Genomic DNA, 24530 nt, shown 5'->3' with positions numbered 1-24530 from the left:
CCGGGACTGTCCGTTGTTGGCGCGGCGCGGGCCGAAGCATGCGCAGACTTGAATCCGGTTAGCCCTGGATTCCGGCCGTTTGGCCCAGTCCCGGTCGCGCCGGCCACTGGTTGAGCGATTGCAGGTACTCCGTTGCCGCGGCGTCCTCGTTGAACTCCAGCAGGTTCCCCACCTTCTCCAGCAGGACTTCGCGCACCTCGGCAGGGGTGGCGAAGAAGAACTCCTTGCGGGAATTGGCCTGGTTGAGTCGCCGGGTGGCGAAGTGTTTGTGGAGCTCGTTCTCGAGCGTGACGGCGTCCTCGGAGAAGAACAGGGTGTGGATGTCGAAGCGGAACGGCACGGATGCTCCGCCGAGTTCTGTCACGCGGTCGGTGGGCTCGAGTCGGCGGGTGAGGCCGATCTTGACGACGTCCTCGCCGAAGGCCCCCCGGTTGGAGATCACGTAGATGTAGCCGGCGCGGATATTGGCGGCCCGGAAGTCGTTCTGCGTGATCGCGTCGTCGATGCTCGCCAGGCGCTGCTCGAGGTCGCTGTCGGCCTGACCCGCGGCGCGCAGCGCGTTCAGCGCGTTGAGGATGTGGTTGCGTTCCTTGTCGAGCCGGGCGCGTTCCTCGGCCAGTTCGCGTTCGACACGGCGTTCCTCGCGCAGCCGGGCCCGCTCTTCGCGTTCGGCTTCCTTCTCCTCCTGCTTCTTCATCAGCCAGTCGGCGGTGAGTTCGATCTCTTCGTTGCGCAGGTGGTGGAAGTCGTCGCTGATGCGCATTTCCATCATGGCGCCGAGCTTCGCGATGGCGGTCCGGGAGGCTTCGAGGCGGCGTTTGGCGGTCACGACGTTCCCGACCTTCAGCGACCTGATGCTGTTGTCGGCCTCGGCGTTGTAGGCGCGGAGCATGAGCTTGGCCAGATCGTCTGACATCCGGCGGCCCTTGGCCAGCGAATTGTCGAAGGTGAAGAGGTTGGACTTCACGATCGCTCCGCCGAGCTTCACGAGCTCGGCGATCCGCGCCTCGATCTCATCGAGGCGGTCCCGGAACGACGCGGCGTTCTCCAGCGGGTGGTGGTAGCGGTAGATCCCGACCTCTTGCAGCACCCGCGCGTCGTCGAGTTCGACATAGTCCCCGGTGGGGGCGCTGGTCTCGGACAGCCGCTGCCGCAGCGCGGCGTTCTCCGCCTCCAGCAGCGCGATTCTCGCGGACTCGGGCGGGGTGCTCGGACGGGCGGGCACGGAGGGTGCCGAATCGGGTGCGGCTTCGGCGGGTTCGGAGCCCTCGGGCGGCAACCACAGCAGCCAGCCATCCGGCGGGTCGGGCCAGGCGGGGTCCGGGGTCCACCCCACGGGAGGCCGCCAGCCCCGGGGTGGCTGCGGCCAGCCCGGAGGCGGGTTGAACACCAGGGCTTGTCCGGGGGTCGCCATCAGGAGCGGCGGACGCCGGTGGCGTTGGCCGGAACCAGTCCCAGCGGGTTCTTCGAGACGGCGGCACCGAGGTGTTCCAGCGTGGCGGCCGGGACGACGGCGGAGAGGTCGAGTTCGGAGAACGTGTCGCGGGGGGCTCCCACGGCTGCCAGCGGGATGTAGGTTTCCCGGCCGGTGGCCGGGTTTACGGTCTCGGTGCCGACTTCGAGGGCGATGCTCTGGACGAGTCCGCGGCGGTCGGCTTCGAAGACCTCGTGCAGGGTCCGCAGGGCCACCTGGTGGACGATGCCCGCGTAGCGGTCCTTCGCGTCCTTTTGGGACAGGGCGACGGGCGTGATCTCGTCGCTGGCCTTGACGTAGCGGTAGGACTTGACCGCGGGGATCGTGTCGGGTCCAGGGATCAGGACCCGCAGGGCGAGTTCGGCGTTCTCCGGATCGAACTGGGCCTCGTGCTCCACGGCGAACCCGTCGGGGTACACGGAGTTCGCCAGGACGATGCCGATGTACTCCTGCACGGCGTCGACCGCCCCGTAGCTGAGATTCGTCATGAACTGCTCGAGCGAAGCGTTGTGGTCCGCGGTTTCCTGCTCGCGCCGAGCGCACTCGTCCTTGTAGCGGTCGACCTCGACCTTGAGCGCTTGTTGGCGCGCCTGCTCTTGGGCGGCGTGCCGCTCGGCGAGCTGTTGGCGCCGGCCGGGGAGCTGTTGCATCTCGTGTGCCCAGGCGGCGTGGGCGTGCTCGTACTCCGCCTCGGACTGCGCTTGGGCCTCGGCGAGCTTCTTCTTCCGGCCGAAGATCCCGGTGGGCGCGGCCGGGGGTTGGAAGACGGGAGGCTCTGGGTCGGGAAGGACCATGGGTGCCGGAACGGGGTTCCGCAGGTCCGCGCGGGCGAACGGCGGATGCTCGACGGTCTTGCGGAGGTCCTTGAGGTCAACGTAGTCGTCGACGTCCAGGGTCGCTTCGAGAAGGGTGTCGACGCTGTCGTAGGTGGCGGCGAGTTCGGCGTTGAGCTCCTCGACCTCGGCCTGTCGGGCGGCCACGTGCGCGGCGGCGGCCTCCTTCTCCAGGCGCTTGCGGTCGGCTTCGGAGGCGCGGGTCGCTGCAAGCATGGCGCGTTCTTCGGCCCGCTGGGCCTGCTCGCTGCGCCGGATCGCGGCTTCGCGTTCCCGCGTGGCGGCACGCTGGCGTTGCTCGGCCAGCCTGTTCTGGTGCTGCATCTCTGCCAGGAAACCTCGTCGACGCGCCACAACTGCCTGAGGGTGTTTCATTGTCTGTGTAAGGGTTCGGTCTCTAACTGGGGTGTGACCTGAGGTTTTACCCTGTGAAAGGACGGCCCGTTTTGGCCAAGAACACCATGATTGAGAACCCGTTGGATGGCGTTTTGAGCGCCGATCAGATCGACGCGTTGGTGAGCGCCGCCGAGGACCTCGGTGAGGGCAGGCACGGTGTCGAGGAGCTGCTATCCCGGATGACCAAGGCGGTCCTGGAACGGTCTTTGGAGACCGAGCTCAGCGACCATCTCGGCTACGAGTCCGGGGACCCCGCTGGAGCCGGGACGGGTAACTCCCGCAACGGGAAGACCACCAAGAGCGTGCAGACCCTGCAGGGTCCCTTGCAGATCACCGTGCCGCGGGACCGGAACAGCTCCTTCGAGCCGGTCATCGTCCCTAAGGGGGCCCGCCGGCTCGGCAAGGTCGAGGACATGGTCCTGTCCCTCTACGCCCGGGGGATGAGCACCCGCGATATCGGTTCCCATCTGGAGGAGATCTACGGATCGCGCGTCTCGGCCGCGACGATCTCCCGCGTCACCGACGTCATCGCCGACGAGATCTCCCACTGGCAGTCCCGGCCCTTGGAGGAGGTCTATCCGATCGTCTATATCGACGCCATCTGGCTGAAGATCCGGGACGGCGGCGTCGTGGTCAACAAGGCCTGCCACGTGGCCGTGGGCGTTGATCTGGAGGGTCGCAAGCAGGTCCTGGGACTCTGGCTCGGGGCCTCGGAGGGGGCGAAGTTCTGGGCGAACGTCCTGACCGAAATCCGCAACCGCGGGACCCGCGACATCCTCATACTGTGCTGCGACGGGCTGAGCGGATTGCCGACCGCGGTCAACAGCGTCTACCCCGAAACCGTGGTCCAGACCTGCGTGGTCCACCTGTTGCGTACGGCCATGAAGTACGCGTCCTACAAGGACCGTAAAACGATGGCCAGGGACATGCGCCCGATCTACACCGCAGCGACCGTGGAGGCAGCCCAGCTGGCCATGGAGCACTTCGCCGAGGCCTGGGGCACCAAGGCCCCCGGTGCGGTGCTAGCGTGGCGGAACGCGTGGGAGGACTTCACCCCGTTCCTGGCGTTCACCCCCGGGATCCGCAAGGTCATCTACACCACCAACCAGATCGAATCGATCAACTACCAACTGCGCAAAATCACGAAAACCAGAGGCTCGTTCCCCTCCGACGAGGCCGCGATCAAATTGGTCTACCTGGGGATCCGCAACATCGAAACGATCAGGGGCGGAGAGCTCGGAACCGGCACGGCCGGGTGGCACCAAGCACTCAACGCATTCGCCATCCAATTCCCCAACAGACTCCCGATCTGACCACCCGGCAGACCGGATAACCGACCAGCCCCTTACACAGCAAACTTGACAGGCCCAACTGCCTTTCAGTAGGATGTACTCCACATTATCAACCGGCTGGAACAAATACCGCCGCGCATGGGCGCGCCGCGACCTACTCCAAGAACCAAGCGATCCCACGGCACATGAGTGATGGAATTCCTGCCTTTTCGTCTACTCGAAGCCAGGATGCTTTGGATGCCGCAAGACCGCCGAGAAGTTCGCCACGGCCGGCACCGCGTTCACCGAGGTGGACCTCACCAAGACCCCCGCCGCCATGTAGTACATCACCGAAGATCTCGGCTACTCCCAGGCACCCGTCGTGGTGGTGGACGACGACTTCCACTGGTCTGGCCTGAACCCCGTCCACATCCAGACCGCGATCGATCACGCCCGGCAGGACGCCACGGCATGACCGCCAAGAAGCCTGCAGCATCCGCCCAGCCGTTGAAGCGCATGAACTTCGACGTCCCCGAGGACCTCGCCAACGAGTTCAAGGCCTACGCCGCCCTGCAGGGAACCCAAAGCGAAATCGTCATCGCTTTCATGCAACGCTGCGTCCGCCATTCATCGACTTCCAGCTAGTGATTCCGGGGGAACGCCTCCCCTTGCGGCCACGGAGAGGTCAAGCCGAACAGTTCATTCGGCCGGATGGAGGCGATGGCGTGTTGTATGTTGTCGTCTTGCATGATAGCTCGTTCCCATATGGTGGGGAGTTCGGTAATTTTCTGCTCGTTTGGGTGTAGCCAAAGAACCGGGACGCGGAATGAAACCGACTCGGGCTGCAGTTGGTTTATCCACAGCACACCCGAGACGTGATCCCGGCGCCAACCGTTGTCACCAACCCAGAATCCGTCCCTCGCGCGGAAACCTTGACCTGTGCACACGGTTCAGGAACTCGAACGTACTCTCTGAGTGTCTAGCGGGCCGAGGATCGGCTCTATCGAGTCTGTCGAAAACCTGCATCTCCTCAGTGTCGTGCATGAACATGGCCATCTGTCCACAAGAAACGGCCAAGCCCTGTGCCTCAGCCCGTGTCCGGGAGGTTTATCGCAGAAAAGCAGGAGAGCCTTGCGAAGGCAGGCGCATTCATGGCGAGCATCGGCGGTGGAACGGTCGAGCCGCGCGATGAGTGAATGCTGATGTACCGGAAGGGTGTTGACCCGCAGCAGATCGCCCGGTTGTGCCACAGCACCACTCGTGCGGTGACCAAGTACTTGGAGCAGCGGATGGAAGACAACCCGTTGCTGTGGGATGCGTGCCTAAAAATACACACCGAGCCCTCTCTGCCGCGCCACGAGAGGGGAACGATCGGTGCTGCTTGGAAACGCTGGCACGGCATGTTGCGGGTGTTCGTGAATCAACATCACCGCCTGCCCGGATTGGACGATTCGCCCATCTGGACGATCCGGGGGGTGGGGGTGACGGCGTTGCGGTTGTCGAACTTCCAGGACACGGTTCCGGCGAGCATGTAGGAGCTCGTGGATGCCTTCGCGGTGACGGTTCCCGTCCCGGTGTAGGTGTGGGTGCCGGCGGTCTTGCGGATGCTGTTGACGTAGTAGGCGACGCCGGTCGTGGTGGCGATTTTGACGGTGCGATGTGGCGTCATGAGGGGCGAGATGTCCCTCCTTTCCCGGCTGAAGCCGCGCGGAGCGGTGCACGAGGCGGAGCGGCTTGGGGGAGGGGCCGGGGCGTGCGCAGTTCGCTAGCGGCGCGGCGAGGAGCACCATGATCGTCTCCGCCACCATTAACCCGCCGCAGCCCCGATTACCTGTACGTGGGCGCAGTCGCCACCGACAACGCCGGGGCCCGATACCTCCGTCACCACGGGGGTGTATTGTGCGCCATTCGGTCCACGCTCCAGGAAGCGGCGCTGCTGCCTTGGGCGCGGCTCATGTCAGAGTGTCACCGAGGGATCGGCAACCCACCTGCCCTGTTGATCCTGAATACTGAATTTCCGCACGGCCTCTTCACTGGTGAGCCAGTGCTCCTTGTGGTCCGGCCGGCGGGCGTGCGTCACGATGAGCATCCACCACTTGCCCACCCCCGAGTCCCGCACGGCTGCCTCCCGCTCATAGCGGGTCAAGGCCACGCCCCAAGGGTGCGGCGTGCCCGTCCCTTTCACCTCGACACGGATTTCCGACACGGATCCGTCGGCCTCATAGCAGCAGCCCCACAGGTCGGCTCCGGGGCCGTTCGCGCCCCTCTCGTCCTCGGTGGACACCACGCCGAACCCTTCCCGGCGCAACGCCTTGACGGCCGCGTTGCGCGCGTTGGCCTCGACCTTGTTGCGGTGATCGACTGCCTTTGCCCCGTCAAGGATGCGCTTTTGCACCTCCCACGGCGGGCCCAGCTTCAGTCCAGCGCACATGGGTGCGAGTTGGTCGGGGTCGGTCTCCGACAGCACGCTGGCGGGGAGGCCGCAGGCCCGGGCCATGTGCAGCGCCTCGGCCGGGTCCAGCTCGATGAAGGGTCGCCGCCGGCGGTCGCGCAGTGCGTTGATCCGTTCGAAGTCGCCGTCCATCTGGCCCGTCTCGACAACCGGAACGGGAAAGTCGAAACGCCGGACAGGGAACCCGGCAGCTTCCGTGTACTCCTTGGCGTTCCCGTTCGCGTCGTCCTCGGTCCAACTGTTTATCGACTCGATCCACCACAGTCCGACGACGGTCCGGCGGGCGAGCTGGTGCACGTCCTGGTCGAGGTGGTCGGTGCGCATTACGAACACGAGATCGCCTGGATTCGCTTTCTCGAGTTCTTCCTTGGATCCGCGCATGAGCTTGCTGTTGATCCAGGGATCCGTGATGGCTCGGGAGGGGTTGGCCCACTCGAAGTCCTGCCAGACGTCGGAGGCAACCACGGTGCGGTCCGCGGCGGGAAGCTGTGCCTCTTCTTGCGCTCTCGTCGGGTTGTATTTCGCGACCCATGCGCCACGAACCACCGCCACTTCACCTCCGACAGCATCCCTCGCCGGCACGAGGGGGAGGCGTCCCTGCTTCGGGGGGAGGGGTCCGTCAGGCGTGGGTGGGACGTCGAGATTGACGCGCCCGCTCAGCCGATCGAGCTCCGCTCGCCGGGCCGGTTCCCGTTCTTGGAGGGAGAGCTCGCACAGCTCCTTGTATCCCTGAGGCGGGAACGGCTTTCGCTTCGCCGTCGCCTGGAGTTGCTTCGGTATCTGATGCTCCATGCCTTGATCGTAGTGTCATCCCTCGATGTCCCTAGCCATCGGCCAGTGCTCCATTCTGGTGCGGCCCTCGGGCTGCCGCACCGAAAAGCCGAGGTTCGCGTAGAAGCCCCGCAGCCGCTCTAGATCCGCGCCGACGCTGGCATCTGGGTGGACGTAGGCCATGGTGTTCCCTGTGTCCTCGCTCTCCGCAAGGAAGGCTTCCACGAGTGCTGTGCCAGCACCGTCTTTCTGGTGGTCGACGCTGACGTACATCGCGGCCAGCACGGAGCACCTCCAGTCCGCACGGTCCTTATAGTCCGCCATTTGGTCGGCATTTTTGTTGACATGACTGCCGTTCAGCCACCCGACGATGGCTCCGTCGCGCTCGGCGACGTGGGTACCCGGACCGGTCGGTCCCCGACGGCGGGCGTACCGCTCGGATTCTGCTCGGTGCTCGGTCCAGGGTTTGAGCAGTTCCGCGAGCTGTGGTGCATCGTGGTGGGTGGCGAGGCGTATATTCACGGGATCGATCCTACTCAAAAGACCCGGCCATCGCGGGGTGTCCGGGCCTCTTGGCAGGGTGGGCTTGACGCGACAGCGTAGCCACATGTCGGTGAAGCTAGACATGCGGGTGTAGATCTTGCCGGTGCCCTTCCATCCCTTCCGTACGGCGGGTCATGACAAACCGCTGTCCAGTCGCGGACGTCGTGTAGCAATGCGATGCTGCCTAAGGTTCCAGTGCGTGGGCCCCCGCTCGTTACTATGCATCCGTCCGCTGCGTTCAATTCGAACGGACGCGGGTATGAAAATCACGCCGGCCAGACAGAGCGGTCCATGTAGCGACGGACCAACCATGACTCCAGCGATCGAGTAGAAATTTGATCCTCTACTCGATCTCGGCGGCCCGTTCACCCTTAGCTGTCTTCGCAGCCTTTGCACGCTCATGCTCGGACAAAACTTTTTTGAGTTTTTTCGCGAACTTTTCTTTCTTGAAGGCGACGGACCGATTCCATACCGCAATAACTACTGCAGAGTCCGCTTGATATGACACGCCTGCACTGGAAAGCAGGTCTTGATCTGATTCCATGCTGCCGTCTCGTACCTCGACCTGATAGACGGAGCCGCCTCCGGCTTGGTCCGCTCCTTCCGCAGTCCACAGGCCGGCGTAGACCTGCGCAAGCTCCAGATCGGTCGTCAAATAGACCTTGTCGGTTCTCTGGGCAATCTGATTAGCCCCCAACTCCAGCTGCGACTCCAGATTCGTTGACCGCGCACCAGATTGCGAGGTCGGCACAATCTGCTCTCCCTCATTCAAGGTGGGGGTGCCGCCATGGAAGTAGTAGATCCTCATTTCAAGAGTCTCCTGGTGCTCGTCGGAAAGTGTCTGAGTACAACCATGTGGTGGGAGGACTGTAGATTCCACCAAATGAGATCAGCCGAGAATCCTCCAATAGTTACATGAGGATGGCTAGAGATGATCCCGGGTCAGGGGCTGCAGGAGCCCGTAGGCTGTGACGTCGGTGGGAGACGGTGGGAGTTCCTCATCGAGTGCCCGCGTACCTTGAGCCCATGTTCGGGGTTGAGGAACGGGAATGGTTTTCGTTGCGCTGGTGCACGACGTTCCGTCCCACGGCGCGCGGACTACTTGGCGCCCATCTGCCGCCCCCCGTGGTGATGCTTCGGGCCGGCAGGTGGGGTGGGTCCCGGGTGTGCGCCGGGACGTTCCTTGCCACCTACCTCGTCACCCTGCCCAGTCTCCCTATTCCCTTCTTCGGTGGGTCGGCATCGCCATGCTGAAAAGTGTCTTCATGTTGCGAGCGAAGGGGTCCGTCTGGTGCGCGGCGCCGTGGAGGTTCGCATCACGAGTCCCCTTGCCGAGTAGGGCATGCGCCCGGCGATGGGTGAGGCTGATCGGTATCGGGGAGCATCCCGGTCGTTCGCGGTGCCTCTGCGGCGCGGCGACAACGGCTCCGATGCCATCTTGGCTTGCTTCCGACTCCGCCTGCCCATTCCGGAATGGGCCAGCGGGCGCGGCCCGTCGGCGACCGCCGGCTCCATGCTGTCGGCTGCTTTGCTCATCAGCCGCGACCCGCGAAATCGTTAGGATTAAGTACACGTCATTCCGCATGTGCGGATGATGGCGCTGCCGCGCCCCCTTGCGGATCAGGCGCTGGTCTACTTGCCTTGGGTTGCCTCGCCGGGCGGCTCGGCAGCATCTACAAATTCAACTAATTCTGCGTGGGAGAGTTCCGAGCCGACCGTCTGCTCGATCGCCCGGAGGAGTTCGTAGATGTTGCCCGGTTCCATCGCAGCCTCTCTCCTGTTCGTCTAGAATACCGAATCTCCTGTTCGCCTAGGACACCGAAGTACCGACGTCCCAAAGCGGTCCCGGCTGCTTGGCTAGCCAGGCTTGCTGTCCCTGAGCGCCGTGCGTTGCGCGCCGTCTGTTTCGGCAGACTGGTCAGGCTCGCCCCCTGTCCCTGGACGGCCTTGGCCAGGCGCTCTCTGCACCGATTACATTTGAAGTCTGGCATCCCTGCGGCACCGCAGCCCTGGAAGGGGGTATTGCGCGACCAGCGGACCACCACGATGGCGCGTTGGTCGGCCACCGTTCTTAATTACCTCAGTCCCGTGGCGGTGGCTACGCAGTCAGAATCGTCTGCACTACCTGGTTTGCCCCCGAGACAGGATTGCTGATGCTTGCGGCCACCGGCAAGTCCACGCGGAATCGCACGGAACTGACGTCTACATGATGCCGGACCACGACGTCCTCCCGTCGCAGAACCTCGACTGCCTCGTCGGACATGTCGTAAGCACGGAAGGAGGCTGTCAGGAAGGATGTGATGTACAAAGAGTCTTCGTACATCGTGTTGTGGTCGTAACCGTCGCCCGATTCAGCGCCGGACTCGGAAAGGCGAGAGAGGAAATTATCCACGTGTCCGCCACACGAGGCCGCTTCCATGCGTTCGATGACTCGATTGACGAGTCGCGGGATAGAGGAGGAATCGCCGCCAGGGTCAGCAGGCTGCAGGCCGAGGCTCACGAGGTAGAGGCGCACCTCGCGCCGCCCTCCGTCTGCGCCGTCGTGGGCTCGACTTGATGGACCCCTTGGACGCGGTGAGACGAGATGTTCCTAGTCGTGGTCTTTACTTCGATTCCTGCGGTCCTCAAGACGAAGTTACGTGACGATTTTTCCAGCCTTTCCACGACTCGACGCCCTGTGCCACTTGGCCTTCGGCGGCATGGCGGCACAGGGCATCGAGTACGAGCACCTCTCCGGCGAGTCCGATGAGTACCTCGTTCGACATGCGCAGCCGCTCGAGGGCTAGCTCGACTATTGGCTCGGTTTTGGCGAATGCCTGTCTGAGCTCCACATCCGCAATTGCGCAGCAACTCAGTACAGATGAAGGCCGTGACTTGGTCGAAGTGGTCATGTGCGGGGAGCAGAAGCCTGTTTGCGTCCAACGACGGCGCGTTATCGCGGTGCCATGCGCGAAACTTGATACCATCCCTGACCGTTTTGGATGTGGCTGCCAGCTCGGCACCGCTAAGGAACACCTCGACCCGGCCTTCATGGCTTCTTGCCACGCCAACCACCCGAGCCTCGGTCATCCACCGGATGTCCCGCAAGCTGACCGAAGCAGCACTTGGCAAATCAGCGACTAGTCCGAGGAGAGACTCGTAGCTGGTCATCGTTGCACCTCCCCGTCAATCTGTGATGCGCTATCCGGCACGGGTCGCCGCGAACTGTTCGGGCCCGCCCGCTGGAATGCATTCGCCCGCCGCCAGGGCTGGGTGCGCCTGCCCCGGCAACTGGTTCACGTTGAAGAGAATTTGGCCATGCGATCCCGGAAGGCGCCAAGGAGTTCCACTGGTCACTCTTGGGACTTGCTCTTCCCGATGGTAGTAGTCGAAGAACGCGTCCCCGCGGTAATCATGCGTGCCAGCGTGCGGGTCGTTGGCTCCCCATTCCGTCTCGAGTTCCCCGTTAGCCCCGACCCGTTTCATCGTTGCAAAGATATGGAATCCCAGGTTTGCGAGCGGACCGCTGCCGACATGCGCGCCAGCGCCGTAGCAGATGCCCACCGAGAACCTCGGCTATTGCAGGTGTCTCTCGTTCAGGTTCGCCATCGACCAGAGATCCGCGGGTGAGCCCGTTACGAAGAGTCCGCGCACTGGTCGAGCGCGGCGCGGATGCTGGGCCAGGCGTCGACGCGAGTCCAGGTCGCGAAACGGAACAAGGTTCCTTCGAAGTCAGAAAACCGTCGCCCTTTGGATGGCGCCGGTCCGATCATTCTAAGAATGGGCTGACAGCGAAGACTTGCTGCAGACGGACGTCGCCCGCTGGCTCACGCAGGTCAAGTACTTCGCCGCAGGCTTGGCGTATCGAGGCATCCGCCACCGGGGCTCTTGGACGCGTGGCGCTGGGCCCGACCGCTGGATCGAAGTCGTATGCCGCCTCGGATAAGCTCCCATATACGTGTGGCCCAACTTCGAGTCTCCATGAATGAGCACCGGGGACGAGAGACGCCGGAAGCGGCAGTGAGACTGGCACAGCCGACGACACCGCCGAAGCTGCCGTCACCCTTCGATACGTTGAGAACGACAGGTGGGAAGCTACGGAGGGATCCGGAGGCTCGAAGAGAATTGGCTCTACATGTGCGCCGCAACATTCTGGCCGCGCAGTTGAGGGGTGCCTTAGACGAGGTGTGGGGCAGGCCGACTCCCGAGGCTGTAAACGACTGGCCCAATGACAGCTTTATACACTGGATAGGTGGTAGTTCAGCGTCGTGCCCCGCGAGCCTGGTGCCAAGTCCTTGCTCATATACTTTGAAAGTCGCTATCGCGAACGTAAGGTTTTCGGCTGCCGAACGTGGTCGGGTTCCGTCATGGGCTAACGTCTGGTGACGAAAAAGTACCCCGGGCCCTGCCAATTCGACGCGCGCGCGGCGTTTCGCATACGCATTATGTCGGTCTCAGTTGGCACAATGTGAGTTGGCACGATGCACGACAAGGATTTGTCCGTGACTTGCCGGGCAGCGGACGGAGACTGGGATAGTGGGAACAAGCAGCGGAAACTTCCGGTTTATCGACCTCTTCGCTGGGCTCGGTGGGTTTCATGTCGCTCTCGATGAGCTGGGCGGCCAGGGTGTGTTCGCTGCCGAGTGGGAGCCGAACCTGAACGCCCTCTACCGGGACAACTTCGGCATCCGGCCGTGGAGCGACATCAACGACCTGGGATCCGACGAAGACGTGGCACGGGAGGTCCCCGACCATGAGGTGCTGACCGCAGGGTTTCCGTGTCAACCCTTCTCCAAGGCCGGCGATCAGATGGGTTTCGCTGACACCGCCCAGGGGAACCTCTTCTTCGCTGTGCACCGGATCCTCCGGGTCAAGCGGCCCCGCAGGTTCATCCTCGAGAACGTCCCCAACATCCTGAACCACGACGGGGGGCGCACCAAGAGGACGATCATTGCAATGCTGCAGGAGTTGGGCTATGAGGTCGACATCGAGCATTTCTCGCCGCACGAGTTCGGCATCCCCCAGATCCGGGACCGCGCCTACTTCGTGGGGTCGCTCGACGGACTGGATGGGTTCGAGTGGCCCGCCAAGCATAAAGATCCCACCGACATCACCTCTGTGCTGCGCCACGACGTGCCTTCCAGTCGTCCGATTCCCGCGGGCACGTTGAACGCCATCGACATGTGGGGCGACTTCCTGAGGCGGACGCCGGCTGACCTCAAGATGCCGTCGTTCCCAATCTGGTCGATGGAGTTCGGCGCCACCTATCCATACGAGGACGAGACGCCTGCAGGCGTCTGGACTCGTCGCTCGAAGCGCGGCTTCAGCGGAATGCACGTTAGCGGCAGCTTCGGCTTCAAGCTCGATGGCCTCACCATCCCCACTCAACAGGCCCTCATCCCAAGCCACGCTCGTCGGGAGAGTGACGTCCAGTTCCCGAACTGGAAGCGCGGCTTTATTCGTCAGAACCGCAAGTTCTATGAAGACAACGTGGACTGGATTGAACCGTGGCTCAGAGAATGGCGTCCGTGGGAATTCCACTCCAGTTTTCAGAAGTTGGAGTGGAATGCCCAGGGAGAGGAGCGTGACATCGATAACTTCGTACTGCAGGTGCGCGCCTCCGGCATCCGCGTCAAGCGGCCGACTACCGCTCCCAGCCTGATCGCGTTCACACAGACGCAGGTGCCGATCCTCGGGGCCAACTTGACCGGCCAGCGGCGCTACATGACACCCGCCGAGTGCGCCGAACTCCAGAGCCTCGGTGGTATCCAGCTTCCTGCCTCCGACCTCGCTGCCTACAAGGCCCTTGGGAACGCTGTGAACGCCCGTGTCGTCAAAGCCATTGCGAGCAGCCTCCTGAATGGACTGGGCGACTCGCCCGCGTCCGCCAACATCGACCACGAACCCCTGGGAGCCGTCGCGTGACCGAGAACCTTGTCGCTCATGAGATCGACGTGGAAGACCCCCGCACGCAGTTGTGGGAGAGCATCGCTACTGGTATCTCGACCTTGTCCGAGGTCACGGATGCGCCGTCGGGTGTTACCGCGGCATCTATGTCGATCAGCAGCGATGACATCGACATGTCCCCTGACTCATGGATGTCACAGCTCGCGGAGGTCCAGGGTTGGCTTAACCTTGCTGAGCAGTTGCCCAACTCCGGCCGCGAAGACTTCCTCGGCAGCCTCGTCTCCAGTCTCGAACTGGATACTGCTGAAGCGATCGACACGACGACCTCCCCGAGTGAGTTAACGCCTTTGGCACTCGAACGGCTCAACCAGCGCATAGAACTAGCATGCCGGCTGCAGCAGTCCTTCGCCGAGGACTTGGAGTCGGAAGGCGCTACCCGCGCGGCGGCGACGAGCAAATGGTCGACGGCCTGGGAGGAGTCCGATCCCGGGGCACAACAACTCAGCACCGAACCAGTCATCGCAACTGCCGAGGTGTGGCCGATCATCCAGCTTACGGACTCCGATTTGAACCTTACGCCTTCGTACCAGCGAGGTGACGTTTGGACCACTGCCGACCGCCAGGCCCTGATCGAATCGGTTCTTCGCGGCATACCCCTCCCGTCCATCATCCTTCGTGAGATCGGCGCGTCCGACCCTCAGGAAGTCGTCGATGGCAAGCAGCGACTAACCGCGCTGTTGCGATTCGTGGGTACACACCCCGCCGCCGTGGAGAAGGTGCGGGAGGCGGACTCCAGACACCCTGGCAAGGACCTGCTCAAGAACTTCTCAGAGGACTACTTCAAGTTCCGCAAGGCGTGGAAGACCTTGGAGGGTGAGACCCTCACCGCGGCGCTGGAGAACGAGTACTACTTCCCCTTCAAGCTGCGCAACAACGGCAGCGGTGGCCTCAATGGCCCTGAGTTAGAGCCCCTGCGAGGCAAGTACTATACGCAGATCATCGAAAACGTGATCAACGTCGCTGGGGCGGGGATGACGGTCAAGAAGCTCTTTACCAAGACAGTCGCTTACAAGGTGCCTGTCATCCTCTACACGCAGGCCGACCCCAGACAGATCCATGACGTCTTCAAGCTCTACAACAAGCAGGGTGTGCACTTGAACGCGGAAGAAATCCGCAACGCAGCGTTCCACGAGATCGAACTGACGCCTGCGATACTGCTCGCGGCCGGCGACACAGATCCGCGTATCGAGATCAAGGACATTGCCCCCTCGCTCGTGGACGTCCCTGGCCTCGGGGGCCTCGGGGAGGCTCTCAGGGGCTATGGCTTCGGCGTCACTCGCTATCGCCGGACGAAGGTCGTCTCCTGGATCCTGTCGCTGCTCCTACTTGACACCGGCGGTGAGAAACTCAAGACCACGGCTCGACACATCGACGAGTTGCTCACCAGGGTCCAAAAGGATGAGACAGACCCGCTGCGCAATAAGAAGATCCTCGCCGATCTCTTCGAGTGGTTGATCAGGGCTGTCGATCTGCACGGCCGCCACCCCGAACTATGGTCGGAAGCGTTCATGGATGATGGCAGGGGGGCTAAGTGGCAGGAACTCCAACTCGTGGGCTCATTGGTCGGCATCGCATTCGCGCTCGCCGCGTCTCCCGACGACATCGAGGACCGCATCGCGAAGAACGCCGACGGAATGTGGGAGGCGAGTAAAGCCGATTGGAAGCGCATCGACAAGGCCCAAACCAAGACCCAGTGGAGTTACATCGCGCGCATCGCCAAGGGAGTGATCGAACTCCTCGACCTCGACCCTAGCCAGGCGTCCGCTGCCGTCCGGGATCGCTTCGGATCATCGGGCTACGACTCGCTGGAACGGATGATCCTTTCGGGGGATGAGCAGTAACACATGCCCACGCCTCCGCCCACCGAACGCATCTACTTCAATCCGCCCGACCTGGCTCCGGCGGACACATGGTGGTCTCGCTACGAAGCACAACTCTACGGCTTGAGCCCTACCGCCAAAGCTTCCATCGAGGCCGACAGTCGCTACGTCCTTGAGCGCGGCGTCCTCGGCGACGGAGATCCTGAGCCGCTTTCATGGCCGGACAACCGCGTTCGGACCGGGCTGGTAATGGGGTCGGTCCAGTCCGGCAAGACCGCCTCGATGCTCGGTGTCTCCGCGCTGGCCATGGATCATGGCGTCGATATGGTGATCGTCCTGGGTGGCACCCGGCTATCCCTTTGGCGGCAGACTTATGGTCGTCTGGTCGAGCAGCTTGACTCAGGCACGGACAACTCCGTCAAACGCTCAAGACGGCTTCTCTGCCCAGCCGCAGGGATGGTCCTCTCCGAGGGCACCCATTCGTTGGACCGCATGTACCACTTGATGCCGGCCACCGTAAAGCAGCGCCTAGCGCAGCGGCAGCCGATCATCATCGTGGCTATGAAGCAGACGCACCATCTGCGTGCGCTCAGCGATAGCCTCCGTAGGTCCGTATTCAACGCGGTCAGCGAACTCGACCGTCCGGTCCACATGATGGTCTTGGATGACGAGGCCGACGACGGGTCGATCCTTGACGCGGTCGCGGAGTCGGGCCAAGACCAAGTGTACGGAAACCTCAAGCAAATTCCGCGTGCCATCGCCAACCTCTGGGACCCGCCCAAGGGCTCACCCAAGAACCTCTTCGCCACATACATCGCCTACACGGCCACGCCTCAGGCCAACCTCCTGCAAGAGGACCACAACCCTCTCGCACCCAGGGATTTTTTGGTCTCGCTGAGAACCCCCCTCGACATAGGCCACATGGTCGACACAGCCGACCCCCGCAACCTTGATGCACCTCGCTCGTCGACGTACCCGGAACCAGCAGGGATGCCAGCCTTCTACACCGGGGGCGAGACCTTCTACCGCCGCGGCAGACTGGCAGGTCTGTGCCGGCCTGCGACCAATGATCCCAACGACGACCGGGCCGAAGCGGTGCGAGCGTTCCTAGTGGCGGGCGCCATTCGCCTTCACCGATCCCGGCGCGTCGGCCCGGCGACGGCGACCACCATGACGTTCGATGGTGCCGAGGAAGCCGAAGCAACAGTCATGGCGCCGCACTCGATGCTCTTCCACCCGTCGGCGAACATCCAGGATCACTTCCACGCGGCCGAGGACCTCCTCGTGTGGGCCGGTGTTCCCGACAGGCGCAGCGCTCGTCGGTTGCTCGATGAGGGAGGGGCGAGCCTGCCATCTCAGTTGATTGCCACGCTCACCACCCACGCCGCGTCGTGGGAGGTGTGGCTCGACCGATACAAGGACTCGGCCCGGGCGATCGAGACCGAGTTCAACATCGTCCACCCGAGGCAGTTCCCGGACTGGCCGACACTGAAGGAACTTCTGGCCGACGAGATCATCCCCGGCACTCGGGTCTCGGTCGTCAACAGCGATCCGATCGCTGACGACCGTCCGTCCTACCGCGCGACTCTCGACCCCGAGTCAAGCCAGTGGAATGCCCCTCGGGACCTGTGCACGATCTTCGTATCCGGCAACGTCATGGCGCGCGGTCTCACCCTCGAGGGGATGACCACTGCATTGTTCCAGCGATCTGCCAGTACCCCGCTGGCGGACACCCAGATGCAGATGCAGCGTTGGTTCGGCTACCGGGGCTCCTACGTCGAACTGTGCCGCGTCTTCGCCTCGTCCGACCAACTCAGCCTCTTCAGCGCTTACCACGACACGGATGAGGCGATTCGCAGCGCCATCATCGAGCGCATGATGGGTGGCGCGCCCGAACCCGCGGTGCTGCAGGGGCACAACTTCGCCGCGACGGGAAAGATCACCAGTACGCGTAACTATCCTCTCTCGCCGGGCGCCCGCCCATTCCTCACTGTCCTTAACAGCGGGGGCCGACCAGACCCCAACGCGCAACTCGTGGCGGATCTCTTCAAACCACGTCCTTCGTCACCACTCATCGCGGGAGGAACGGTGCGCGGCCAAATCCTCGATCAGCCGCTGGGTCTTCTTGAGGCGGCCGACTGGCTGGACCAGCTGAAATACGACGCCTACGCCCCGGGGACTGAAAGCCCCATCTCCACCCATTGGGCACAGATCGAGGTCCGCGTGGCCGCGAAGGGTCCCGTGACGAATCCGGGCCTCTACAGGCCCCCGGTGTCAGGACGCCAGGGCGATCCGACGCGGCGTCACTGCCCCTACGCGATCGCCGCCTACCTCCGTCTCTGGGCAGCCAGCTTGAGCCGCCCGGTCCGAGGACTGTTCGTCACCGGCGATCCCGGGCGGTTGTGGTCCATGTCCGACCTTCAGCAGAAGCGGGCCCTGCAACCCCGCTTTTGGGTCGGGATCCGCTTCGGGGACGGTCAGACCGTCAACAGTGGACCCCTGTCGCACTTGGCCTTCACGGTCAGGGCCACGACTAAGAACGTGGAGGCCGGTGAACTCACCACCACTTGGGGGGCCAGTGACCCGACGGCAGGTCCCGGCCAGTACCGCAGCGATCTTTACTTCGACTACTACCACCGCAACGATCCGTTGCCCTCGGTACGGGCGGACTCCGCCTGGCGGCCCGCTGGCTCCGACGGCCAGATCTTGATCTACATCAATCAGCACAAAGGCCAGCCCCACCCCGCCATCGCGGTCGCTCTCTGCATCCCAGCTGGCGGACCCGAGCAGTTCGCCGCCACACGCGCCGGCGTCCTTTTGAACTGAGAAGAGAGACCGTCCCATGACCACTTACGAGGAAGTCCTCACGCAGATCACCGCCATCCCGAACGGTGTCGAAGGCCGCGATCGCACAATCCAGTGGCTCACTACGGCCCAGATCGTCGGTGCCGCTCGCGACCACCTGGGGCACGTGGAGTTGTTCTTGACCGGCCCTGCGCTTCAAGCCAGAACTGAGACGGTGCGCGACGCAGTGCAGTACCACTCGTGGCACCGCGAGAACGAGGCACCTCTAGAAGCCAACCGCATCCTTTTTCCCGCCTTCGGTCACTACGACCAAGTCGGTGCCCTTATCAGCACTGAGTTGCTACGCGTAGGAGCAGATAGAGACCTACCGCGGGCCTTCGCAATGACGGAACCGATTATTGAACTTGCCATCAAGCGGCTCGAACTCTCCCAAAGCGCGCTGCTCGGTCTTGCAGGAGAACTTCTGCTCCTCGATGCCGTATTCCGCCACGCGGATGAACAGTACGTCGGCCAACTCGTCCAGGCATGGGACGGTTGGCGACGCTCCTCACGCGACTTCTCTTGGGACGGGACCGGCGTTGAGATCAAGACGACGACCGGGCACACCTCTAGCCACACCGTCCAAGGTGTGCACCAGATTGAGCCGCTCCAAGCCACCGACGACGTACCCGGCGAGAACAGGCTGTTACTTGCAAGTGTCGGACTCCAAATGTCCGAACCCAGTGCCAATTCCTTCACCGTGCCGCAACTCACCCAGCGGATCGTGGAGCGCATGGAGGCCACGGGAAACGGCGGCGCCGTGGCGGACTTCTTGGCACACGTCGCCAGCTACGGGTCCGAATCAGGCTTCGGTTACCACCACACGACGATGTCGAATGACGCCCCCTTCACCACCTCATTTACGCCGGCCTTCGTCCGATGCTACGAGATGGGGGATCCTGCGGTGGAGGTGCTCAGACGCGACGACGTCGTCAGCCACCATCACGTGGATGCCCAGTCCGTGACCTTCAGGATCAACCTGCCGGCGACGATCAGTGCCGACAACCCGGTGTCCGGAATCCACCGGGTGGCTGTGGCGATTCTTGGCGGTGAACTGCATATCTAGTGTGGCAAGGCCGCGGCGGAGCGCTTAATCCATCAGACCCGAGGCGCTTCAGACGACCTTCTTACGTGCACCTTGGCGCGCTGAAACGGCGATCACTTTGCGTTCCTGTCGAGGAGCTGGGGCAGCGTCATTGGGACACGAGTGGGCCCGCGTGACAGTCTCGCAGACATCTCCAAAACGAGACGAGGCCCGTTCACCGGCAAAGCGCCGGCACACGCGGGGGTCAATCACGAAGGGTGGTGTCAGTGACGGTCGAAAAGTGTGCCGTTTCGATGGCTTGGCGTCTAGCGGTAGTTGCAACACCTGAACTTTAGGAGTTGCAATTGGACGACATGAAAAGACCGAGAAAGTCACGGGGTGCCCCTCCGAAGAACGCTGCGCGCGCTCACTATGATCAGCTGATGAAACAGGGAATGGGCAATTCCGAAGCGTGCCGGATCGTAGGAATCAGTCGTAGTTCCGGCACGCGATGGCGGCACGGCCACACGGTCGTTCTGAAGTCCGGAAACATCAAGAAGTACGCTCCCATCTCCCGTCGTAAGCCGGCCGTGATTTCCGCCCGGTTTCTCTCAGAGTCCGAACGGATCACGATCGCGGACCTCTTGCACGCACGTCGCAGCATCCGTGCCATTGCCATGGAGCTGGGGCGTAGTCCATCGACGGTGAGCAGGGAGATACGCCGGAACATTCATGAATCCTCTGGCAACTACCGTCCCCGGACGGCTCAGCGCTATGCCGAGCGCAGGCGGAGTCGTCCGCGAACGGGGAAGATCGCCGGAAACCCGGAGCTGAGGGAGTTTGTGCGCGAACACCTGACACAACGCTGGAGCCCCCGCCAGATCAGCAACCGTCTACGCGCCGACTTCCCGGGACAACCGGACATGCATATTGTGCCTGAGACCGTTTATCAGGCCCTGTACGGGCGCGGAAGCCTGGAGCTTGCCGTGGATCCGGCTGTTTCGCTGCGCAGCGGACGGACCGGTCGTAGGCCACGCCGCAGGAAGGACCACCGGGTCAGGCGCTTCCCGGACATGGTCATGATTAGGGACAGGCCTGCGGAAGTGATGGGGAGATTGGTACCGGGGCATTGGGAGGGGGATTTAATCATTGGCAAGGGCAGCCGCTCGGCGATCGCCACGCTCAGGGAGGGGTGGGAATGGGGGTGGCAGACCATCGACTTGCGAACGTACGTAGGGGCACGCCCATGCAGGTGGGAGACGGCAACCGCTTTGCGGTGTCCGACATGGAATCGAACCGCTTCTCAGTTGCCCATGGTGCCTACTCCGGGTTGGCTCATCCGGTGTCTGGCGTGCTTCCTCCCCAACGCGTCGGAGCCGGTCGCTAGGCTGGCATCAACGAAGGGGGGCGGACTCATGGAAGCGTATATCGGCCTCGCGGCCCAGATGCTGTGGAGCGTCATCATGCTCGGCGTGTTCTTTTATTTCGTGCGCGAGCTCGTGCGGGGGCGCCGGCGGGAGAAGCGGAATGCAGCCATGCGCAGCGCGTGGCTGCGGGCCAAGCTCGACGAGGTCCGGGCGGGGTCCCGCCAGCGCGGCTTGTAATACGCTCTGCCGGCCGTCGCTTGGTTCGCCGAATCCCGGGGCTCGTATTGGTGCCCACCCCGTGACGCAGTGCCCCCGGGGGCTCTCCACCCTGGGATCGCGCTCCCCAGACCGGCTGCGCACCGAACACAAACCCGGCCGCTCTCACGGTGTAGACGACCGAGAGGGAATTCCTGTGCATGTAAAGCCCATAGTTTTTCGCCACACCGCCAGTGCCGGTGTGAACCGTCACACCGTCTCCGACGACCTGAGCCAAGGACCGTGCAGTCTTGTGTTCGGCCAGGATGAGCCCGACCACGCCAGCCTGTCGCGCATTTTCGCCCGCCACTTGATCGCCGGCTGCCGAGGCCGGCGATGACCGGTTTCCCCGCGTTCGTGGTCCATTCGCGCGCCAACCCCCGGGCGTTGTCGACCGTCGAACGGAACGACCCGTACTGGTCCGAGAGCTGGGTCTCCGGATCCCAAGCGGTGTGGTCGCCGGCGGGCAACCCCCGGGGTGGGACCGGCCTGACCCGCGACGACGCGCTCCGGCTCTTCTCCGATGTCCGCCGCCGGGCGACCGCGCTGAGACTGCTCGCCTGCCTGGACGCCTGGGGGACCGTGACTGCCGAGCAGGCCGCGGTCCTCACGGGAGACACTGCGTTGCTGGACCGGCGCACGATGGTGCCGCGTGCACTGGAGACGCTCGACCTACTGGAAATGGGAACCTATGCCAACCGGCAGCTGCGACGAGGCTCCACGAGGCCCGTGTGGCTGTACCGGCGAAAGCCCTTCGGGGGCCGCGCACTCGCGGGTCTGGCCAAGGAGCTCACCGACGGCGAGGCCCGCGCGGTGACGGGGGGCCTCCCATGGTCCACCGGCACTTCGTTCGACCGGCACAACGTGCTGGCCGTCGAGCTGGCCATCCGTGCCGCCGAGTACCTCCCGGTCTCGGCGGTCCTGGGGGAGAAGTGCGGCCAGGCCAACATGCTCGCGGCACAGCCGACCGGGGCGTACACGCACCGCGCCGATGCCCTCATCATCCGGCACGACGGCCTGCGCATCGCGATCGAGGTGACCGCGTCCCGTTCCGCCCGGTTCGATGCCAAGGTCGCCCGCTGGGTGCGCTTCATGGAGCGCGAACCGCTCGCCACGACCGGCCTGGTCGTGTTGTTCGTCGGGGTCCCACACCCGGGCGACATCCGGAAGCGCGGCGGGTCCACCGAGATCCGCCAGGCCATCCGGAAGGCCCTCCGCGTCCACCCCGAACGCACGAGGTTCTCTCCGGCCGGGCGCATCGGCGTCGCCGACTGGGCGAAGTGGTTCCCCGCCGGCAACAACCTGAGTGACGCGTTCCTGAACCTGGAAGCGTCCTTCCAGGTTGGCCGCGGCAGCGTGCCGGCGGAGCGGTGGCTGAGCGTGCCGCTGGCCAACATATCGTTCGACCCGGCGGACAGCTTCGACCCGCTCGCGCTGGTCCGGACCGCGCACGGGTTGTTGCACGTCCCGCACTGGCTGCGGCCGGCGTAAGCCGCCGGCGCGCTAGCGACGAGCCCCGGCCGGCAGGCCCAACCACGGTGGCTAGGCGGGGGGGGCATAAGGAGGGGCGGGGCAAGGGAGCCCCCGGGGACCGGGGGCGAACCGCAACCGGGGGCGCGAGGCAGGATCCACCAAACTGCGCAGCCACCGCTCCTGCCCCCACCGCGACGAACGCCCCCGGCGATCCGACCCCTCTGACCGTCAGCGAAACCGGTCAGGCCGGCGCCGTCCATGTCCCGCGCCGCCGACATCCGCCACGCCCACGGGGGCATCCATTTTCCCCGCGCTCTCCGCACCCGTCTCGCCCACACCCATGGTCCGGTCCGCACAGAGGGCCCGCGCCGCGCGGTCCGCATCCGGCCGATCCGCACCGTCCCTCCGATCCACAGCGGCACGGGCCACCAGATCCTTCCCCGACGGATCGTTCCCATAGTGCTGTCCCTGCCTGCCGGAGGCACCCGCCCCTTCTGGCTCCCAGCCAGTCCTGTCGTCGGCAACCGACTGTGCTGCGCCGCCATCCTGCCGGCCGCACGGGCCATCCTATGCCGCCGCAACCCTAGGGTCTCCTCCGCGATGCACCGCGCAGCGCACACCGCACCGGGGTCCAGCACCGGCGAGCTACACACCACCGGAGCCCCGAGCCACACCACCGGAGCCCTGAGCCGCAGGCCAATGCGCCGCAGGCAACCCGAGCCCCGACCCATCGTTTCCTCCGCCACAAACACCCGTAAACCACTACTAAGCGCGGAACCGGCAGGATGGCACGGAACTGGTGATCCAGGACGATCCCACTCCCCGTCCTGGCGTCGACCTCGCGCCGTTCTCCATAGGCCCGCTGGCGCCCGGCGGCACCTAAATCGCCGGGTGGTGTCGCTTTCTGGGGGAGGGACGTGTGCGCGAACGACTGTCTTTCGGGCCGAGCGCTCGTCCGATTCGACGGTGGGGACACATCCGCTGCCATGCCGTGGGTACACAGGCACTGACGACCATGGAGCCGATGGACGGGGATGTTCGTGAGGGTCCGCCGGGCGCGCCGTCCCGAGCAGGCACGCCGGGCGGTGCGACACCCGAGTTGCCGCACCGCTGTCAGCCGCCTGTGCGATGTGCACTACGTCATGGCTAGACTGCCGGCCAGTCCGAAGCGACGGTTTGCGCGAGGTATTGGAGGTGCAACTCCGTCGCAGGCGCGTCCAGGACGACGCCCGACGCCGTCGTCGCGATCCCCTGGAACGGAAGCGTACGGTCGAACGGGCGGTCCGGGACCGAACCGCGCCATCCGAGCTGGTGCAGCTCCGGGGCAGCTGCGGCCATCACGCGCGTCCACGCGCCCAGGACGACCGCCCACTGGTCCATCTGCTCGGGCGTCAACGGCGGTATGTCGTCGACCTGCTGCTTCATCCGCTGCTGCTCCACCTGTTGCTCTATCTGCTGGTCCATTTGCAGCTCCATCTTCTCGCGCCATACGACCGCGGCCGCCTCCTCCGGAGTGAACGTCTCGGCGTTGCGGCGGATGATGCGGTTCACCAGCTCCTGAAGCAGCGCCTGGTTGGACAGGTCGGAGTCTTCGATCCGGAACACCGGCCTTGGCTCCATCGCCAGGCGCGACTCCAAAGTGGCGCGCAGCGCGTCCCCGGTATCGCCGTGCATGGAGAGGTCCGGGTCCTCCAGTTCGGCGCTGGTTGGCCCATTGGTGTTGGAAAGGTTCCCGTACGGTGGGACGCCAGGACCGGCGACCCACGTGGCCAGAACGGTTTGGACCGTGGATCCCGGCAGGGTCGCGAGGATCGAGGGGTCCGGCTCGACCGCGCCGGCCGCGGCGAGCTCCGCTGAGGCGGCCTTGATCGCCTTCGACCACGCAGTCACCAAGGCGCGCATGGCGACGGTGCGAAGGGCTGGGTCCTTGCCCGCGGAGGCCTCCACGGTCCGGAACAGGGCCGTCCAGCGGGTTGGGGTTGTCGTGCGGGCATGGCGGGCGATGAGCGTGGCGGCGGTGTTTTTTCGGGTGTTCAAGTTGTTGTTCATCGGCTTCTGCTT

General features: G+C 64.2%; 18 protein-coding genes and 2 pseudogenes. 11 read left to right on the top strand and 9 right to left on the bottom strand.

Annotated elements, in window-relative coordinates; translation table 11 throughout:
- Positions 1 to 58 precede the first annotated feature (58 nt).
- Together ACHAAJ_RS06385 and ACHAAJ_RS06380 are read right to left on the bottom strand one after the other, a co-directional pair.
- Positions 59 to 1336 carry an SNIPE associated domain-containing protein gene (locus ACHAAJ_RS06385; RefSeq protein ID WP_435727157.1) on the bottom strand — a complete coding sequence of 426 codons (1278 nt, stop codon included), beginning with the start codon at positions 1334 to 1336 and terminating at the stop codon, positions 59 to 61.
- A gap of 77 nt (positions 1337 to 1413) precedes the next feature.
- Positions 1414 to 2631: a hypothetical protein gene (locus ACHAAJ_RS06380; protein WP_435727156.1), complete on the bottom strand. Its 1218-nt coding sequence runs from the start codon at positions 2629 to 2631 to the stop codon at positions 1414 to 1416.
- 152 nt (positions 2632 to 2783) lie between these two features.
- On the opposite strand from ACHAAJ_RS06380, the gene ACHAAJ_RS06375 reads away from it, so the two are divergent.
- From ACHAAJ_RS06375 to ACHAAJ_RS06365, 3 genes and pseudogenes are all read left to right on the top strand, one after another.
- The gene (locus tag ACHAAJ_RS06375) at positions 2784 to 4016 is read left to right on the top strand and encodes an IS256 family transposase (RefSeq protein ID WP_435727168.1); all 1233 of its coding nucleotides are present in this window, start codon (positions 2784 to 2786) and stop codon (positions 4014 to 4016) included.
- A 199-nt stretch (positions 4017 to 4215) separates the two neighbouring features.
- Positions 4216 to 4317: pseudogene (locus tag ACHAAJ_RS06370) on the top strand (thioredoxin domain-containing protein); the annotation flags it as partial.
- A 128-nt stretch (positions 4318 to 4445) separates the two neighbouring features.
- A complete protein-coding gene (locus ACHAAJ_RS06365; protein WP_435727155.1) occupies positions 4446 to 4619 on the top strand; it encodes a hypothetical protein in 174 nt (57 codons plus the stop codon).
- A 781-nt stretch (positions 4620 to 5400) separates the two neighbouring features.
- On the opposite strand, the gene ACHAAJ_RS06360 is transcribed toward ACHAAJ_RS06365, so the two are convergent.
- The 6 genes from ACHAAJ_RS06360 to ACHAAJ_RS06335 form a co-directional block, all read right to left on the bottom strand.
- Complete coding sequence (locus tag ACHAAJ_RS06360; RefSeq protein ID WP_435727154.1) at positions 5401 to 5643, bottom strand: hypothetical protein; 243 nt, start codon at positions 5641 to 5643, stop codon at positions 5401 to 5403.
- A gap of 288 nt (positions 5644 to 5931) precedes the next feature.
- A complete protein-coding gene (locus ACHAAJ_RS06355; RefSeq protein WP_435727153.1) occupies positions 5932 to 7218 on the bottom strand; it encodes a hypothetical protein in 1287 nt (428 codons plus the stop codon).
- Positions 7219 to 7233: 15 nt separating this feature from the next.
- A complete protein-coding gene (locus ACHAAJ_RS06350) occupies positions 7234 to 7719 on the bottom strand; it encodes a GNAT family N-acetyltransferase (RefSeq protein ID WP_435727152.1) in 486 nt (161 codons plus the stop codon).
- Positions 7720 to 8083: 364 nt separating this feature from the next.
- Positions 8084 to 8548 carry a hypothetical protein gene (locus tag ACHAAJ_RS06345; RefSeq protein ID WP_435727151.1) on the bottom strand — a complete coding sequence of 155 codons (465 nt, stop codon included), beginning with the start codon at positions 8546 to 8548 and terminating at the stop codon, positions 8084 to 8086.
- 824 nt (positions 8549 to 9372) lie between these two features.
- Entirely contained in the window at positions 9373 to 9504 is a 132-nt protein-coding gene (locus ACHAAJ_RS06340; RefSeq protein WP_435727150.1) for a hypothetical protein, read from the bottom strand.
- Between the two features lie 334 nt (positions 9505 to 9838).
- Positions 9839 to 10255: a hypothetical protein gene (locus tag ACHAAJ_RS06335; protein ID WP_435727149.1), complete on the bottom strand. Its 417-nt coding sequence runs from the start codon at positions 10253 to 10255 to the stop codon at positions 9839 to 9841.
- Between the two features lie 124 nt (positions 10256 to 10379).
- Between ACHAAJ_RS06335 and ACHAAJ_RS06330 the strand changes: the two genes are divergently transcribed.
- The 8 genes and pseudogenes from ACHAAJ_RS06330 (at position 10380) to ACHAAJ_RS06295 (ending at position 22487) form a co-directional block, all read left to right on the top strand.
- Positions 10380 to 10526, top strand: coding sequence for a hypothetical protein (locus tag ACHAAJ_RS06330; protein ID WP_435727148.1), 147 nt, complete (start codon positions 10380 to 10382; stop codon positions 10524 to 10526).
- A 1729-nt stretch (positions 10527 to 12255) separates the two neighbouring features.
- On the top strand, positions 12256 to 13644 hold the full coding sequence (locus ACHAAJ_RS06325; RefSeq protein ID WP_435727147.1) for a DNA cytosine methyltransferase: 1389 nt from the start codon (positions 12256 to 12258) through the stop codon (positions 13642 to 13644).
- Positions 13641 to 15527 carry a GmrSD restriction endonuclease domain-containing protein gene (locus ACHAAJ_RS06320; protein WP_435727146.1) on the top strand — a complete coding sequence of 629 codons (1887 nt, stop codon included), beginning with the start codon at positions 13641 to 13643 and terminating at the stop codon, positions 15525 to 15527. Before ACHAAJ_RS06325 ends, ACHAAJ_RS06320 begins: the two co-directional genes overlap by 4 nt.
- Positions 15528 to 15530: 3 nt before the next feature.
- The gene (locus ACHAAJ_RS06315) at positions 15531 to 18332 is read left to right on the top strand and encodes a Z1 domain-containing protein (RefSeq protein WP_435727145.1); all 2802 of its coding nucleotides are present in this window, start codon (positions 15531 to 15533) and stop codon (positions 18330 to 18332) included.
- A gap of 16 nt (positions 18333 to 18348) precedes the next feature.
- Positions 18349 to 19416: a PD-(D/E)XK motif protein gene (locus tag ACHAAJ_RS06310; RefSeq protein WP_435727144.1), complete on the top strand. Its 1068-nt coding sequence runs from the start codon at positions 18349 to 18351 to the stop codon at positions 19414 to 19416.
- Between the two features lie 401 nt (positions 19417 to 19817).
- Positions 19818 to 20564 (top strand): annotated as a pseudogene (locus tag ACHAAJ_RS06305) (IS30 family transposase); the annotation flags it as partial.
- Between the two features lie 225 nt (positions 20565 to 20789).
- Entirely contained in the window at positions 20790 to 20978 is a 189-nt protein-coding gene (locus ACHAAJ_RS06300) for a hypothetical protein (protein WP_435727169.1), read from the top strand.
- Between the two features lie 354 nt (positions 20979 to 21332).
- The gene (locus tag ACHAAJ_RS06295) at positions 21333 to 22487 is read left to right on the top strand and encodes a hypothetical protein (protein ID WP_435727143.1); all 1155 of its coding nucleotides are present in this window, start codon (positions 21333 to 21335) and stop codon (positions 22485 to 22487) included.
- A 1128-nt stretch (positions 22488 to 23615) separates the two neighbouring features.
- On the opposite strand, the gene ACHAAJ_RS06290 is transcribed toward ACHAAJ_RS06295, so the two are convergent.
- A complete protein-coding gene (locus tag ACHAAJ_RS06290) occupies positions 23616 to 24518 on the bottom strand; it encodes a hypothetical protein (protein ID WP_435727142.1) in 903 nt (300 codons plus the stop codon).
- Positions 24519 to 24530 lie beyond the last annotated feature (12 nt).

The sequence above is a fragment of the Arthrobacter arnarulunnguaqae genome, from assembly GCF_051262515.1.
Classification (GTDB): Bacteria; Actinomycetota; Actinomycetes; order Actinomycetales; family Micrococcaceae; genus Arthrobacter_N.
The sequence above is the reverse complement of the archived record's forward strand: the minus strand, read 5'-3'. Positions and strand labels throughout refer to the sequence as shown.